Here is a 15386-nt window from a genome sequence, read left to right as displayed (position 1 = left end):
CCGCTCCCCTTCTGGCCCACTCCCCTTTTCGCGCGTCTTCGCGTCCGCGGCATGTCCGACACGGCGTCCGATATTCGGACACCTGCGGCGCGGCCGTTCCGGCGATCCTTTTCAGGCGCGGCCGCAGAGCCGCGTCACTTAAGGGAGGACGCCACATTGCAACTCGACAAGGAAAACGTCCGCAGCGTTCAGGTGCTTGGCATCGACGCCGGCGGCACCATGACCGACACGTTCTTCGTGGACGCGGAGGGGGATTTCGTGGTCGGCAAGTCGCAATCGACGCCGGAAAACGAGGCGCTGGGCCTGATCGCATCCAGCAAGGAGGGACTGGAGCACTGGGGCCTGACGCTCGAGGACGCGCTGGAGAAGATCCAGACCGGGGTCTATTCGGGCACCGCCATGCTGAACCGCGTGGTGCAGCGCAAGGGGCTGCGCTGCGGCCTCATCGTCAATGCGGGGATGGAGGACTTCCACCGCATGGGGCGGGCGATCCAGGCCTATCTGGGCTTCGCCTATGAGGACCGGATCCATCTCAACACGCACTATTACGACGAGCCGCTGGTGCCGCGCCACCTGACCCGGGGCGTGATGGAGCGGGTCGACATGTCGGGCACCGTGGTGATCCCGCTGCGCGAGGAGACGGCGCGCGTCGCAGCGCGGGAACTGATCGCGCAGGATGTCGAGGGCATCGTCATCTCGCTGCTGCACTCCTACAAGAACCCCGACCACGAACGCCGGGTGCGCGACATCGTGGAGGCGGAGGTGAAGGCCTCGGGCAAGACCATCCCGGTCTTCGCCTCGACCGACTACTACCCGGTGCGCAAGGAAACCCACCGCACCAACACCACGATCCTCGAAGCCTATGCGGCCGAGCCCTCGCGGCAGACGCTCAACCGGATCTCCACCGCGTTCAAGGACCACGGATCGCGGTTCGACTTCCGCGTGATGGCGACCCATGGCGGCACGATCTCGTGGAAGGCGAAGGAGCTGGCGCGCACCATCGTCTCCGGTCCCATCGGCGGGGTGATCGGCGCCAAGTACCTGGGCGAGACGCTGGGCTACAGGAACATCGCCTGTTCCGACATCGGCGGCACCTCGTTCGACGTCGCGCTCATCACCCAGAACGAACTGACCATCCGGAACGATCCGGACATGGCGCGGCTGGTGCTGTCACTGCCGCTCGTCGCGATGGATTCGGTGGGTGCCGGCGCCGGCTCCTTCATCCGCCTCGATCCCTACACCAGGGCGATCAAGCTGGGGCCGGATTCGGCCGGCTACCGGGTCGGCGTGTGCTGGCCGGAATCCGGCATCGACACCGTCACGATCTCCGACTGCCACATGATCCTGGGCTATCTGAACCCGGACAATTTCCTCGGCGGACAGGTCAAGCTCGACCGGCAGCGTGCCTGGGATGCCATGAAGGAGCAGATCGCCGATCCGCTCGGGCTGACGGTGGAGGAGGCCGCGGCCGGCGTGATCGAACTGCTCGACAGCGACCTGCGCGACTATCTGCGCTCGATGATCTCCGGCAAGGGCTCCAGCCCGTCGAACTTCGTCTGCTTTTCCTACGGCGGCGCCGGCCCGGTCCACACCTACGGCTATACCGAGGGGCTCGGTTTCGAGGACGTGATCGTCCCGGCCTGGGCCGCCGGCTTCTCCGCCTTCGGCTGCGCCGCGGCCGACTTCGAATATCGCTACGACAAGTCGCTCGACATCAACATCGACGAGCATGCGCACGAGCACGACAAGGTGGCGCAGGCGGCCATCCTGCAGGCCGCCTGGGACGAGCTGAGCGAGCGGGTGCTGGAGGAGTTCGCCCTCAACGGCTACGCCGCCGACAAGGTCGAGCTGCAGCCCGGCTTCCGCATGCAGTACCGCGGACAGCTGAACGACCTGGAGATCGAGAGCCCGATCGCGCGCGCGGAAAGCGCCGACGACTGGGACGCGCTCGTGGAGGCGTTCAACGAAACCTACGGCCGGGTCTATGCCGCCTCCGCGCGCTCGCCCGAGCTCGGCTATTCGGTCACCGGCGCCATCATGCGCGGCACCGTGCCGATCCCCAAGCCGCGCATTCCCAGCGAGGAATTGCACGAGGTGGCGCCGCCGGAGGCGTCGAAGCTGGGCACGCGGCAATTCTATCGCAAGGGCAAGTGGGTCGATGCGCAGCTCTACCAGATGGAGAGCATCCTGCCCGGCAACCGGATCTTCGGGCCGGCCATCATCGAATCCGATGCCACGACCTTCGTCGTTCCCGACGGATTCGAGACCTGGCTCGACGAACACAGGCTGTTCCACCTTCGGGAGGCGTGAAGGCAGCGGACGGGAAGTGTGAAGGCATAAGGGAGGAAACACGACATGAACATTCAGGCGAACATCCGGCGCGGCATCGTGCGCGGCGGCGAGACCCTCAAGCAGCACCGCGACAAGCTGATGGAGGCCACAAAACGGACCGGGCATTATGCCGGCCTGCAACGGCTGGAACTGCGCGACGAGCAGCCGATCCTCTACAACAAGCTGTTTTCAAGGCTGCGCGCCGGGGTGGTGGACGCCCGCGAGACGGCCAAGAAGATCGCCGCCAGCCCGATCGTGGAGCAGGAGGGAGAACTGTGCTTCACCCTCTACAACGCCGCCGGCGACTCCATCCTCACTTCGACGGGGATCATCATCCACGTCGGCACGATGGGTGCGGCGATCAAGTACATGATCGAGAACGACTGGGAGAGCAATCCGGGGATCAACGACAAGGACATCTTCTGCAACAACGACTCGCTGATCGGAAACGTCCATCCCTGCGACATCCACACCATCGTGCCGATCTTCCACGAGGGCGGACTGATCGGCTGGGTCGGCGGCGTGACCCACGTGATCGATACCGGCTCGGTCGGCCCCGGCTCGATGTCCACCGGCCAGGTGCAGCGCTTCGGCGACGGCTATTCGATCACTTGCCGCAAGATCGGCGAGAACGACGAGCTGAAGCGCGACTGGCTGCATGAATCGCAAAGGATGGTGCGCACGACGCGCTACTGGATGCTCGACGAGCGCACCCGTGTCGCCGGCTGCCACATGATCCGCCGGCTGGTGGAGGAGGTGGTCGCCGAAGAGGGGATCGAGGCCTACTGGCAGTTCGCCTACGAGGCTGTCGAGCATGGCAGGGTCGGTCTGCAGAACCGCATCAAGGCGATGACGATCCCGGGCAAGTATCGCCAGGTGGGCTTCGTCGACGTGCCCTATGCGCATGACGACGTCCGCGTGCCGTCGGATTTCGCCAAGCTCGACACGATCATGCACACGCCCTCGGAAATCACCATCCGCGGCGACGGCACGTGGCGGCTCGATTTCGAAGGGTCCAGCCGCTGGGGCTGGCACACCTACAACGCCCACCAGGTCAGCTTCACCTCCGGCATCTGGGTGATGATGACGCAAAGCCTCATCCCGACCGAGATGATCAACGACGGCGCGGCCTACGGCACGGAATTCCGGCTGCCCAAGGGCACGTGGATGAACCCGGACGACCGGCGGGTGGCCTTCAGCTACTCGTGGCACTTCCTCGTCTCGTCGTGGACGGCGCTGTGGCGCGGGCTCTCGCGCAGCTATTTCGGCCGCGGCTATCTGGAGGAGGTCAACGCCGGCAACGCCAACACCTCCAACTGGCTGCAGGGCGGCGGGTTCAACCAGTACGACGAGATCCACGCCGTGAACTCGTTCGAATGCGCCGCGAACGGGGTCGGCGCCTCGGCCCATGCCGACGGCATCAGCCACGCCGCCGCGGTCTGGAACCCGGAAGGCGACATGGGCGACATGGAGATCTGGGAGCTGGCGGAACCGCTGGTCTATCTCGGCCGCCAGATCAAGGCCTCCTCCGGCGGCGCCGGCAAGTATCGCGGCGGCTGCGGGTTCGAGTCTCTGCGCATGGTCTGGAATGCCAAGGACTGGACCATGTTCTTCATGGGCAACGGCCATATCAGCTCCGACTGGGGGCTGATGGGCGGCTACCCCGCCGCCTCCGGCTATCGCTTCGAGGCGCATGACACGGGGCTGAAGGAGAAGATCGCCAACGGCGAGCCGATTCCCTTCGGCGGCGACACCGATCCGGAAAACCCGCTTTACGAGGGCCTGCTTCCGGGGGCGCGCATCAAGCGCGACAAGCAGGCGATCACCACCGAGGCGATGTTTGAGGATTACGATCTCTATCTCAACTACATGCGCGGCGGCCCCGGCTTCGGCGATCCGCTCGACCGCGCGCCCCAGGCGGTCGCCGACGACGTCAATGGCGGGTATCTGCTGCGCCGCTTCGCCGACACCGTCTATGGCGTCGTGCTCGTCGATGCCGCCGAAGGCATGCTGGGTGTCGACGAGGCGGCGACCAAGGCCAGGCGTGCCGCGATCCGCAAGGAGCGGCTCGACCAGTCGGTGCCGACCTCCGACTGGATGGCCCGCGAACGCGAGAAGATCCTCGCCAAGGATGCGGGCGTCCATGTCCAGCAGATGTTCGCGGCGTCCTTCAAGTTGGGGCCGAAGTTCGAGACGGCGTTCCGCGCCTTCTGGAACCTGCCGGAAAGCTGGAAGCTCGACGAGGCCGATCTGCCGATCCCGTCCTACGGCCGCGAGTACTCGATGGACATCTCCGAACTGCCCGACGTCAAGGTCGTGCAACTCGTCGAGGAATGATCCGGGCTTCGGGCGCGCCGGCGGCGATCGGCGCACCCGTGTCATGAAAAAAGGGAGGACCACATGGCTTACACGAAATCGAAGATCAGGGATCTCGTCGACGGCACCATCGACCGCGACACGCTGCACCAGATGCTGTCGACGCCGAAGGACCACGACCGCTTCGTCAAGTATGTCGAGATCCTGCAGGAGGCGGTTCCCTGGGACGACAGGATCATCCTGCCGCTGGGTCCGAAGCTCTTCATCGTCCAGCGTGCTTCGGACAAGAAATGGATGGTGCGCAGCTGGGCCGGCCACGATTTCTGCGAGTGGACGGAGAACTGGAAGCTCTACGCCCGCATCCGGGTGCGCGAGACGGCGCAGCAGATGGAGGAGATCTACCCGCGCCTGATGGCGCCGAGCACCGAATGGCAGGTGATACGCGAGTATTTCTGCCCGCTCTCGGGCGATCTGCTCGATGTCGAGGCGCCGACGCCGTGGTATCCGGTCATCCACGACTTCGAACCGGATATCGACACCTTCTACCGGGACTGGCTCGGCCTGGAGATCCCCGAGAGGGCCTGAGCCGTACCGCTGCAGGAACGACCCGCGCGCCACTTGGAGCACTTTGCGAGCGAGCGGAATATGCTCCAGCGCGGGTCGCGACGTCTTTGTCGCAGCCGTCCGGCTCACTGCCTCAAGGTTGGCGTGACGCCCCAGGTGTCCGACAGCATGTAGCCGGTCTGCCAGGGGTCTTCAGGGTCGAGCAGGTAGGAATGCTGGCCCGTGATCCAGGCCCGGCCGGTGATCTGGGGGATGATGGTCGTGCGGCCCCCGCGCTCCTGCGCATCGAGGATCCTGCCGACGAAGCGCGATCCGATGATCGAGGCGTGGATCAGTTCGTCGCCGACCTTCATCTGCCCCCTGGCGTGCAGCACCGCCATGCGCGCCGACGTTCCCGTGCCCGTCGGCGAACGGTCGGAGCGGCCCGGCGACACGATACAGGTGTTGCGGGTCACCTGGCCGCTGCCCTCGAAGGGCATGGCGAACTGCACGATGGAGACGCCGCGCACGTTCGGGAAGTCCGGATGCACGACCTCGAACTGCTCGCGCGCGGCCTTGCGGATCTTCTCGCCGAGAAGTGCGAGATCGCGCGCCTCGTCCGGCTCGATCGCGAAACCCAGCGCCTTCGCATCCACGATGGCGAAGAACATCCCGCCGTACGCGATATCGAGCGGGATCGTGCCGTGGCCCTCGACCTCCAGCGCCCCGTCCAGCACGGAGGCGAAGGCGGGGGCGTTGCGAAAGGTGACGGACTTGCACTTGCCGTCCTCGCAGCGCGCGCTCACCTCGATCACCCCGCCCGGCATGTCGAGCCTGAAGCGCGTCTCCGGCTCCTGCATGGGCACCATGCCGGTCTCCAGGAGGACGGTCGCGACGCAGATCGTGTTGGACCCGGACATCGGCACGTATTCGGTCGGCTCCATGATGATGGCGCCGGCCGCGCAATCCGGGGAGATCGGCGGCACGATCAGGTTGACGTGGCGGGCGACCGAGCCCCGCGGTTCGCAGATCAGCAGCTGGCGGATATGGTCGTGATCGCGCTCCATTGCGATCATCCGCTCCATCATCGTGTCGCCTTCCGGCGGCAGCACCCCGCCGATGATGACGTCGCCGATCTCGCCTTCCGCATGGCAGCCGACGACGGAAATGTTGATGCGCGAACGCATGGTCCGTTCTCCTTTGTGGGGAAAATGTGAGCCCGCCCGGAGAGGCCGGCCCGATGCCGTTTCCGGGCCAGCCTCCGAGGGCTCAGCTGGCCGCATCGTCCGGCAGCAGCGCGGCGGGCATGTTCTGGTAGCAGACCGGGCGCAGGAAGCGGCGGATCGACAGGGTTCCGACCGAGGTCGCCCCGAAATTGGTGGAAGCCGGGTACGGCCCGCCGTGGACCATGGCGTCGCAGACCTCGACCCCGGTGGGGAAGCCATTTGCCAGCACGCGCCCCGCCTTTCGTTCCAGAACGGGCATGAGTCGGCGCGCGAGCGCGACATCCGCATCGTCCATGTGCAGCGTCGCGGTCAGCTGTCCCTCGAAGCTCAGCGCGACCTGGACCATCTCCTCCTCGTCATTTGCCACGACGACGAGACCGAGCGGGCCGAAGACCTCCTCGCCGAGCACGCGGTTGTCCATCCAGTCCCGGGCCGACACCTTGAAAAGGAAGGGCCTTGCCTCGCGCCTGTCGCACATGGAGGTCAGAAGGCCGCGCACGCCCGCCTGCGCGCCCATTCGGGCAGCCCCCTTGGCATAGGCCGCGGCGATGCCGTCGGTGAGCATCACCTGCGCGCCCGTTTGCGAGAGCCCTTCACGGGCGGCCTCGGCGAAGGCGTCGGCGCCCGCGCCGTCGATCACCACCGCGATCCCGGGATTGGTGCAGAACTGGCCCGCCCCCATGGCGAGCGAGCCGGCCCAGCCCTGGCCGAGCTCGCCGGCCCGCGCGGCGATCGCCTGCGGCAGCATGAACATCGGGTTCACCGATCCGAGCTCGCCGAAGAACGGGATCGGTTCGGGACGCTGCGCGCACAGGTCGAAAAGCGCGCGCCCGCCGGCGAGCGAGCCGGTGAAACCTACCGCCTTGATCAGCGGGTGCTGCACCAGCGCCTGGCCGACCTCGCGCGTGCCGCCCTGCACCAGCGAGAACACGCCCTGCGGCATGCCGCAGGAGACGATCGCGGCAAGGATCGCCTCGGCGACGATCTCGCCGGTGCCGGGGTGGGCGTCGTGGCCCTTGACGACGACCGGGCAGCCGGCTGCCAGCGCGGCCGCCGTGTCTCCGCCGGCGGTTGAGAACGCGAGCGGGAAATTCGAGGCGCCGAACACCGCCACCGGGCCGATGGGACGTTGCATCAGGCGAAGGTCGGGGCGCGGCAGCGGCTGGCGGTCCGGCAGGGCGGCGTCGTGGCGACGGTCGAGATAGTCGCCCTTGCGGATATGGTCGGCGAAGAGCCGCAGCTGGCCGGTGGTGCGTCCGCGCTCCCCGTTCAGCCGCGCCTCCGGCAGACCCGTCTCCTGCGTGCCGATCTGCGTGATCGCCTCGCCGCGCGCCTCGATCTCGTCGGCAATCGCCTCAAGGAAACCGGCGCGCGCGGCGCGGGTGGTCGTGCTGTAGGTCCAGAACGCCTCTTCGGCGGCCCGCGCCGCCTGGTCGACCAGTTCCGGCGTGCCGAGTGAGAACGCATGCGCCGGACCGTGGGCGGGTTCCGACAGGAAGGTCTGCTCGGTCCCGGTCCACGTTCCTGCGATCAGATGTTTGCCGTGGGGTGCGAAAGTCATGTGAGTCCCTTCCAGTTGGCCTTTGCAATGAGGGCATCCTGACCCCCGAAATTCACGTCAATGTGTCGGAATGGCGCGCGGCATGGATGCAGGGAGAAGAAAAAACATACGTGAATCCATTGGCTTGGCTTCCAACGCAGGCTTGGCGGCGATTTTCGCGTTGCGCTAGATTTTTTCTTATATGAAAATTTATTGCAGTAAAGAAAAAATCGCGTCATGTTTGCTCAAGAATCAACAGAGGGTTCCACCAATGACAAAAATCACCATTATCGCCGCCCTGATCGCCGCGACCGGCTTTGCCGGCGCCGCCAAGGCGGACAAGCTCGATGACATCATCTCCTCCGGCACGCTGCGTTGCGCGGTCGTACTCGACTTCCCGCCGATGGGCATGCGCGACGCGAACAACGAGCCGATCGGCTTCGACGTCGACTATTGCAAGGACCTCGCCAAGGTGCTCGGCGTCGAGGCCGAAATCGTCGAGACCCCCTTCCCCGAGCGCATTCCCGCGCTGATGTCGGGCCGCGTCGACGTCGGCGTCGCCTCGACCTCCGACACGCTGGAGCGCGCCAAGACCGTCGGTTTCTCCATCCCCTACTTCGCGTTCGAGATGGTCGTGACCGCCAACGACAAGTCCGGCATCACCTCGTTCGAGAGCATGAAGGGCCACACCGTCGGTGCCGTCGCCGGCACCTTCGAAGGTATTGCCCTGGAAAAGCAGGTCAAGGCGTGGGGCGAGGGCGAATACCGGCCCTATCAGACCCAGGCGGACGTCTTCCTCGCATTGAGCCAGGGGCAGCTCGACGCCACCGTCTCGACCTCCACCGTGGCGATGGCGAGCGTGAATTCGGGCAAGTTCGACGGCATCTCGGTGGTCGGCAAGGCGCCGTTCGACACCGACTATGTCGCGCTGTTCGCCAGCCGCAACGAATACGGCCTCATCAACTATCTGAACCTGTTCGTGAACCAGCAGATCCGCAGCGGCCGGTATGCCGAACTCTACAAGAAGTGGGTCGGCGGCACTCTCCCCTCCCTGACTGTTCCGAACGCCTATCGCTAACCGGACGCCGGAACTGACGGCGGCGCGGGAGACCCGCGCCGCTTTTCCCGCGACATCTCCTCAGGCAGGAAACGGCAATGTTCGGCTACACCTTCCAATGGAACCAGGCGCTCGCCCGGCTTCCGAAAATGCTGGACGGTGCGGTGGTGACGATGGAAGTGGCGGTGCTGTCGATGCTGATCGGCATCCTGTGCGCCATCCTCCTGACGCTGCTGCGCCTGTCCGGCTCCCGCTCGCTGCGGGCGGTCGCAACCGGCTGGGTCGAGGTCGCGCGCAACACCCCGGCCCTGTTCCAGATCTACATGGCGCATTTCGGCATCGCCAGTTTCGGGATCCATCTCAGCCCCTTCGTCTCGCTGCTGATCGGCATCACCTTCAACAATGCCGGCTATCTGGCGGAGAACTTCCGCGGCGCGCTGAAGGCCATTCCCGACACCCAGATCCGTGCCGGCCGTTCGCTCGGCATGTCGCAGACCCAGGCCTTCCGCTACATCATCGTGCCGCAGATGCTGCGCATCTCGTTCCTGCCGATGACGAACCAGATGGTCTGGGCGGTGCTGATGACCTCGCTCGGCGTGACCGTCGGCCTGAATTCCGATCTCTACGGCGTCACCCAGGACCTGAACGCGCTGACCTTCCGCACCTTCGAGCTGTTCGCGATCGCCGCGGTGATCTTCTACATCATCACCAAGATCATCACCCTGAGCGCCCGCCTGATCGCGGCACGCCTGTTCCGCTATTGAGGGGGCGCAGAGCATGTTCGACACCGCGCTTTCCTCAGCCGACCTGATCTTCCTCGCCAAGGGCGCGGGAATGACCATCGTCGTCACCGCGATCTCGGTCGCCATCGGCACCGTCCTCGGCATCGTCTTCGGCGTGATCCGCGTCCAGCTCGGCACCGTCTACGCCGCGCCGCTGACCTTCTTTCTCGACATCTTCCGTTCGGTGCCGCTGCTGATCCAGCTCGTGCTCGCCAATGCGTTCATGGGCATGGTTCTGCGGTTGCAGTTTTCCGGCCTCACGGTGGCCTGCATGGTGCTCTCGCTCTATACGGCGGCCTATTGCGCCGAGATCGTGCGCGGCGGCATCGACGCCGTGCCCACCACGACGCGGCGCGCGGCCCGCTCGCTCGGCATGACCTGGGGCCAGGACATGCGCCACATCGTGCTGCCGCTGGCCACCCGCGTGGCGCTGCCGTCGTGGATCGGGCTGGCGCTGGGCGTCATGAAGGATTCGGCCCTGGTCTACGTGGTGCAGGTGACCGAACTGCTGAAATCGACCCAGATCCTCATCACGCGCCTGCAGGAACCGATGTTCCTGCTCCTCATCTGCGGCGTCTTCTACTTCGTCATCAGCTTCCCGCTTGCCCGGTTCGGCGGGTATCTCGAAAAGAGGTGGTCCAATGATTGAGATCCACGACGTCCACAAATCCTTCGGTCAGCTCGAAGTCCTCAAGGGCATCGAGCTGACCGTCGACAAGGGCGAGGTGGTGACCATCATCGGTGGTTCCGGCTCGGGCAAGTCGACGCTCCTGACCTGCATCAACGGCCTGGAGCCGATCGCCTCCGGCCGGATCGTCGTCGATGGCACCGAGGTGCATGCAAAGTCGACCGATCTCAACAGGCTGCGCCGGAAGATCGGCATCGTGTTCCAGCAATGGAATGCCTTCCCGCATCTGACCGTTCTGGAAAACGTCACGCTCGCCCCGCGCAAGGTGCTGGGGATGGGCAAGGCGGAGGCCGAGGAGATCGCGAGGACGCAGCTCGCCCATGTCGGGCTGGGCGACAAGCTCGCGACCTATCCCGCGCGCCTGTCCGGCGGCCAGCAGCAACGCATGGCGATCGCCCGTGCGCTCGCCATGTCGCCCGATTACATGCTGTTCGACGAGGTGACCTCGGCGCTCGATCCGCAACTGGTGGGCGAGGTGCTGGAAACGCTGAAGATGCTGGCGGAGGAAGGCATGACCATGATCTGCGTCACGCACGAAATGGCCTTCGCCCGGGACGTGTCGGACCGCGTCGCCTATTTCCACAAGGGCGTCATGGCCGAGATAGGCGTGCCGGACCAGATTTTCGGCGATCCGCAGCACCCCGAAACCCGGAAGTTTCTCGCCAGCGTGCGCTGAGCGGGCCGCGCCCGAAGAAGGGCGGGCCAGTGCTGGGCCTGCCGCTGCTACCATGCTGTTGACAGGCCCCGCCCGACCGTTTCAAATGCCGGCGATATTTCGATCGGAAGAAACGTGTCGGTCTGATTTTGAAATGCGCCGGCGGTTTGTGGCGCGGATGTCTGTTGCGATGAACTTGTCTTTTACGATGAGCTTGTCTGTTGCGATGAACTCAATGACCTGAAAATCGGGGACCTGAAACTCGCGGCTTTGAAATCGGGCCGACGCATGCGCGCGGACCTGTCGGCTTCGGCCGGTCTTCGCGGCTGTCGCCGGAGAAGGCTTGTCCGCCCGTTCGAAATTGCGCCACCCGCCGCGGTGGCCCGATCAGGCGGGAGCGAACAGAAGAAATCCTCCGCCGATCCGCATTTTGACAGGAGCGATCCCAACAACACTTTCGGCTTTTGTTTCCTTGATTGTCATTCAATTCAAAAAATTTTGGAGAGGACGCGTTCAGATGAAGGTATTTCTCGCCGGGCCGTTCAAGGCACTCGTCGATCCGCAGGAAAAGCGGATGTCCGATCATGGAATGGCGATGTTCGTCCCGCTGATCGATCATTTCGAGACGCTGGGCTGGGAGGTTCATTCGGCTCACCGGCGCGAGCAGTGGGGGCGGGAATTCATGACCCCTGACGAATGCACGCGCATCGACTACGACGAGATCGCCAGATGCGACCGGTTCGTCGCCTATCCCGGCTTTCCCGCCTCTCCCGGCACGCATGTCGAACTCGGCTGGGCATCGGCCTTGCAGAAGGACATTACCCTGCTCCTGAAGCGGGGCGTCGAATACGCGTTCCTCGTTCGCGGCCTCAAGACCATCACGCGCGTGCGCACGCTCGTCTATGACGAGACGGTGGAGCCGAAGGCGCTCGAGCACCTGCTCGCCGAAGCGTAGGTGGCGCCATGACAGACCGCTATGAAACCTTCGACGACATGTATCGCTCGACGATCGCGGGCGTTCTTTCCGCGCCCGAATTCCGCAACGCGCCGCGCGGAAACGCGGAAATCGAGGTGCTCGGCTTTTCCGCCGTGCTGCACAACCCGCTGGCGCGGATGTGCCTCAGCCCCGCGCGGCGCCAGAACATCGTCTTCAATTACGCCGAGGCGCTCTGGTATCTGTCGGGCCGCAACGATCTGGCGTTCATCGAGCGCTATGCGCCGCGCATGAAGCGCTACAGCGCGGACGGAAAAACGCTTCCCGGCACCGGCTACGGGCGCAAGCTGCTGGCCTTCGGGCCCGACCGGATCGACCAGATCGAGCGGGTCGTCGATATCCTGCTGAACGACGATCCCGACAGCAAGCGCGCCTTCCTCCAGATCTTCGATGCGAACGAGGACATCTACCGGCGCAACATCGACGTGTCCTGCACGCTGGGCCTGCAGCTTCTGCTGCGCGACGGCGCCCTGCACATGGTGGCGTTCATGCGCGCCAACGATGCCTATATCGGCTTTCTGAGCGACGTGTTCTCGTTCACGCTCATCCAGGAATACATCGCCCGGCGCCTCGGCGTGCGGGTGGGGCGCTACTACCACCACGTCGGCTCCATCCACATCTACGAGCCCGATCTGGAGCGGGCGCGCGCGCTTGTGGCCGAGCGGCCCGCGACGGCCGGCATCGGCTATCCGGAAATGCCGGCGACAAGCCCGGAGACGATCGAGGACGTTCTTTGCGCCGAAGGCGAGATCCGCAAGGGCAACCTCGATCTGGACGATGTGCTGCGGTTTTCCGTCCCCGCCTACTGGCGCGACATTCTCGTGCTGTTCTGGCTGCATTCGCGCAGGCCGGAGGTCAATGCGCGGGCGCTGGAGGCGCTCCATCCGCTGCATCGGCACCTGTTCACGCAACGGCGCATGGAGGCGGTCAACTGATGGGCGCGACGACCAAGACCAAATGGGACGACAGCACGGTTTCCGACCTGTTCGTCGCCTATGACGATCATGTCGAGGATCTTCTCGGCTACCAGCCGCTGATCGCGGAAATGCTGCGCCGTCTGGGCGGCGATATCCGCGTGCTCGACTACGGCTGCGGCGGCGCCAAGGTGACCCGCCGCATGCTCGATGCGGGGATCGCGCGGGTCAGCGGCGTCGATCTCTCCCCCGACATGATCGAAAAGGCGAAGGCCCTGGGGCTGCCGGGACCGGAATTCGCGCGCGTGGAAAGCGGGCGGGTGCCCCATGAGGACGAAAGCTTCGATGCGGCGATCATCTGTTTCGTGCTGATCAACATCGACAGCAAGGCGGAGATCGCCGCGATCCTCAAGGAGATCCACCGCGTCCTCAAACCGGGCGGCCAGCTTTTCGTGCTGGATTCCAACCCGCGCGTGACCGGCGTCCGGTTCAAGACCTTCCAGAGCGGAGAGGCCGGCATCAAGTATGCCGACGGCGCGCTGCGCAAGGTGACGCTGCAGGTGCCCGGCGTCGCAGAGCCCTTCGTCATCCACGACAGGCACTGGTCGCAGGCAACCTATGTGGATCTCATCCGCGAGGCGGGTTTCCTCGGGCCGTCGATCTACGAACTGACGGCCGATGCCATCGCGGCGGAGGCGCGCGAAAGGCTGACGATCAGCGAGCGCACCCATCCCCCCTTCCTCCGCCTGACGGCCCAGAAGCCGGAGACGGGGGCGGAGACGTAGCCGGAGACGGGGGCGGAGACGTAGCCGGAGACGGGGGCGGGAACGAAGGCGGAGACGGGGGCGGGAACGAAGGCGGAGACGCCGCGCTGCCCCCTCCCCTCCCCTTCGCGAAGCGCCGGGGACAGACGACAAGGAGCGAGACGTGGCACGCATCATCCTGAAGAACGGCCTGTTGCTGGCGCTGGACGCGGCCGGCACCTATCATCCCGGCGGATCGCTGGTCATCGAGGGCGACCGTATCGCCTCGCTGTGGCCGGGCGCACCGGAAATCGAGGCGCGCGACGACGACCGCGTCATCGATGCGAGCGGCAAGGTGATCATGCCCGGGCTCGTCGATCTCCACTATCACACGGCGATCGGCAAGGGCTTCAACGATCACCTGCCGCTGTGGGAATATCTCGATCAGTGCTGGTATCCGCTGATCCGCGGGCTCGATCCGGAGGCGGCCTACTGGGCGGCGCTGGCGAGCTATTCGGAATCGATCCTGTCCGGGGTTACCACGGTCAACGACATGTACCGGCTGCTGCCGTCGCTGGCGAAGGCGGCGGACGAGATCGGCATGCGCGCCGTGCTCTCCAACGACATCGCGCTCGACGAGCACAATCTCGATACGATGGCGGACAACATCGAGGCGTTCAACACGCTGCACGGGCGGGCCGACGGGCGGATCGCGGTGCGCATCGGCATCGAATGGCTGCCGCTTGCCTCGCCGGAACTGCTGCGCACCGCGCGCCGCACCGCCGATGAACTGGGCGCCGGGATCCATGTTCATCTGAACGAATCCCAGACCGAGGTCGACTATTGCCTCGAGAAGTTCGACCGGCGCCCGACGGAGCTTGCCTACGAAACCGGGCTTCTGGGACCCGACACGGTTGCCGCGCACTGCGTCTGGCTGTCCGACAGCGAGATCTCGATGATGGCGGAGACGGGCACGCACATCGCCTACAATCCCAGTTCCAACGCAAAGCTCGGCAACGGCATCGCCCGGGTTCCCGAATACATGGCAAAGGGCATCAACGTGGGTCTCGGACATGACGCGGTTGAGTGCAACAACAGCGCCGACATGTTCGAGGTGATGAAATTCGCCTCGCTGATGCAGCGGGCGCGCCATTGCGACGCCGGCCTGATGCCGGCCGCCACGGTTCTGGGCATGGCGACGCGCAACGGCGGCCGGGCGCTCGGCTTCGACGTGGGCCATCTGGTGCCGGGCGCCAAGGCCGACGTCATTCTCGTCGATACGCGGAACGCCCATTTCACGCCGCTGCTCAGCGACGATCCCGCCCATCTGATGAGCCATCTGGTCTTTGCTTCAAACGGCAGCGTCGTCGACACGACGATCATCGACGGCGAGATCGTGATGCAGGGGCGCCGGCTGACGCGGGTCGACCAGGACCGGGTCTTGCGCGAAGCGAACGACGCCTTCCGCCGCATCAAGGACAAGGTCGCTATCGCGGCCTGACGGGCGATGAGGTTTGGAGGGATAGCGCGCCGGGGTCATTCATGGTTTGCTACAAGCAAGCCGCCCATCCTTCGAGACGCCCGCTTGTGCGGGTTC

The 15386-nt window shown here is 65.3% G+C and carries 13 protein-coding genes; 11 read left to right on the top strand and 2 right to left on the bottom strand.

Features of this window, described 5'->3' with window-relative positions; all coding sequences use genetic code 11:
- The first annotated feature begins 156 nt into the window (after positions 1 to 156).
- The 3 genes from C8N35_RS05590 to C8N35_RS05580 all read left to right on the top strand — a co-directional run bounded on the left by C8N35_RS05590 (position 157) and on the right by C8N35_RS05580 (position 5232).
- Positions 157 to 2310 (top strand): hydantoinase/oxoprolinase family protein, encoded by a 2154-nt coding sequence (locus C8N35_RS05590; RefSeq protein ID WP_245926664.1) that lies wholly within the window; start codon positions 157 to 159, stop codon positions 2308 to 2310.
- A 45-nt stretch (positions 2311 to 2355) separates the two neighbouring features.
- Complete coding sequence (locus C8N35_RS05585) at positions 2356 to 4668, top strand: hydantoinase B/oxoprolinase family protein (protein WP_107988565.1); 2313 nt, start codon at positions 2356 to 2358, stop codon at positions 4666 to 4668.
- Between the two features lie 63 nt (positions 4669 to 4731).
- Positions 4732 to 5232 carry an acetone carboxylase subunit gamma gene (locus C8N35_RS05580; protein ID WP_107988564.1) on the top strand — a complete coding sequence of 167 codons (501 nt, stop codon included), beginning with the start codon at positions 4732 to 4734 and terminating at the stop codon, positions 5230 to 5232.
- A gap of 104 nt (positions 5233 to 5336) precedes the next feature.
- On the opposite strand, the gene C8N35_RS05575 is transcribed toward C8N35_RS05580, so the two are convergent.
- Both C8N35_RS05575 and C8N35_RS05570 read right to left on the bottom strand, forming a co-directional pair.
- Positions 5337 to 6377, bottom strand: a complete 1041-nt coding sequence (locus C8N35_RS05575) for a proline racemase family protein (RefSeq protein ID WP_107988563.1) — start codon at positions 6375 to 6377, stop codon at positions 5337 to 5339.
- Between the two features lie 82 nt (positions 6378 to 6459).
- Positions 6460 to 7977: an aldehyde dehydrogenase (NADP(+)) gene (locus C8N35_RS05570; RefSeq protein ID WP_107988562.1), complete on the bottom strand. Its 1518-nt coding sequence runs from the start codon at positions 7975 to 7977 to the stop codon at positions 6460 to 6462.
- Positions 7978 to 8227: 250 nt separating this feature from the next.
- Here C8N35_RS05570 and C8N35_RS05565 point away from each other — a divergent pair, with 250 nt between their 5' ends.
- The 8 genes from C8N35_RS05565 (at position 8228) to C8N35_RS05530 (ending at position 15290) form a co-directional block, all read left to right on the top strand.
- Positions 8228 to 9034: an ABC transporter substrate-binding protein gene (locus C8N35_RS05565; protein WP_107988561.1), complete on the top strand. Its 807-nt coding sequence runs from the start codon at positions 8228 to 8230 to the stop codon at positions 9032 to 9034.
- 77 nt (positions 9035 to 9111) lie between these two features.
- Positions 9112 to 9777, top strand: coding sequence for an amino acid ABC transporter permease (locus C8N35_RS05560; RefSeq protein ID WP_107988560.1), 666 nt, complete (start codon positions 9112 to 9114; stop codon positions 9775 to 9777).
- Positions 9778 to 9790: 13 nt separating this feature from the next.
- Entirely contained in the window at positions 9791 to 10444 is a 654-nt protein-coding gene (locus tag C8N35_RS05555; RefSeq protein ID WP_107988559.1) for an amino acid ABC transporter permease, read from the top strand.
- The gene (locus C8N35_RS05550) at positions 10437 to 11159 is read left to right on the top strand and encodes an amino acid ABC transporter ATP-binding protein (RefSeq protein WP_107988558.1); all 723 of its coding nucleotides are present in this window, start codon (positions 10437 to 10439) and stop codon (positions 11157 to 11159) included. The genes C8N35_RS05555 and C8N35_RS05550 overlap by 8 nt, the downstream gene beginning before the upstream one ends.
- Before the next feature lie 496 nt (positions 11160 to 11655).
- Positions 11656 to 12093, top strand: coding sequence for a nucleoside 2-deoxyribosyltransferase (locus tag C8N35_RS05545; protein WP_107988557.1), 438 nt, complete (start codon positions 11656 to 11658; stop codon positions 12091 to 12093).
- A gap of 8 nt (positions 12094 to 12101) precedes the next feature.
- Entirely contained in the window at positions 12102 to 13067 is a 966-nt protein-coding gene (locus C8N35_RS05540; protein WP_107988556.1) for a thymidylate synthase, read from the top strand.
- Positions 13067 to 13831: a class I SAM-dependent methyltransferase gene (locus C8N35_RS05535; RefSeq protein WP_107988555.1), complete on the top strand. Its 765-nt coding sequence runs from the start codon at positions 13067 to 13069 to the stop codon at positions 13829 to 13831. Before C8N35_RS05540 ends, C8N35_RS05535 begins: the two co-directional genes overlap by 1 nt.
- Before the next feature lie 142 nt (positions 13832 to 13973).
- Positions 13974 to 15290 carry an amidohydrolase family protein gene (locus C8N35_RS05530; protein ID WP_210203391.1) on the top strand — a complete coding sequence of 439 codons (1317 nt, stop codon included), beginning with the start codon at positions 13974 to 13976 and terminating at the stop codon, positions 15288 to 15290.
- Positions 15291 to 15386 lie beyond the last annotated feature (96 nt).

It is taken from the genome of Breoghania corrubedonensis (assembly GCF_003053845.1).
Taxonomy (GTDB): Bacteria; Pseudomonadota; Alphaproteobacteria; order Rhizobiales; family Stappiaceae; genus Breoghania; species Breoghania corrubedonensis.
This window is presented reverse-complemented; position numbering and strand designations above follow the sequence as displayed.

Coding starts and splice junctions, on each gene's coding strand:
- C8N35_RS05585 (WP_107988565.1), top strand. CDS start 2,356: ATGAACATTCAGGCGAACATCCGGCGCGGCATCGTGCGCGGCGGCGAG.
- C8N35_RS05550 (WP_107988558.1), top strand. CDS start 10,437: ATGATTGAGATCCACGACGTCCACAAATCCTTCGGTCAGCTCGAAGTC.
- C8N35_RS05555 (WP_107988559.1), top strand. CDS start 9,791: ATGTTCGACACCGCGCTTTCCTCAGCCGACCTGATCTTCCTCGCCAAG.
- C8N35_RS05565 (WP_107988561.1), top strand. CDS start 8,228: ATGACAAAAATCACCATTATCGCCGCCCTGATCGCCGCGACCGGCTTT.
- C8N35_RS05545 (WP_107988557.1), top strand. CDS start 11,656: ATGAAGGTATTTCTCGCCGGGCCGTTCAAGGCACTCGTCGATCCGCAG.
- C8N35_RS05535 (WP_107988555.1), top strand. CDS start 13,067: ATGGGCGCGACGACCAAGACCAAATGGGACGACAGCACGGTTTCCGAC.
- C8N35_RS05560 (WP_107988560.1), top strand. CDS start 9,112: ATGTTCGGCTACACCTTCCAATGGAACCAGGCGCTCGCCCGGCTTCCG.
- C8N35_RS05570 (WP_107988562.1), bottom strand. CDS start 7,977: ATGACTTTCGCACCCCACGGCAAACATCTGATCGCAGGAACGTGGACC.
- C8N35_RS05580 (WP_107988564.1), top strand. CDS start 4,732: ATGGCTTACACGAAATCGAAGATCAGGGATCTCGTCGACGGCACCATC.
- C8N35_RS05575 (WP_107988563.1), bottom strand. CDS start 6,377: ATGCGTTCGCGCATCAACATTTCCGTCGTCGGCTGCCATGCGGAAGGC.
- C8N35_RS05540 (WP_107988556.1), top strand. CDS start 12,102: ATGACAGACCGCTATGAAACCTTCGACGACATGTATCGCTCGACGATC.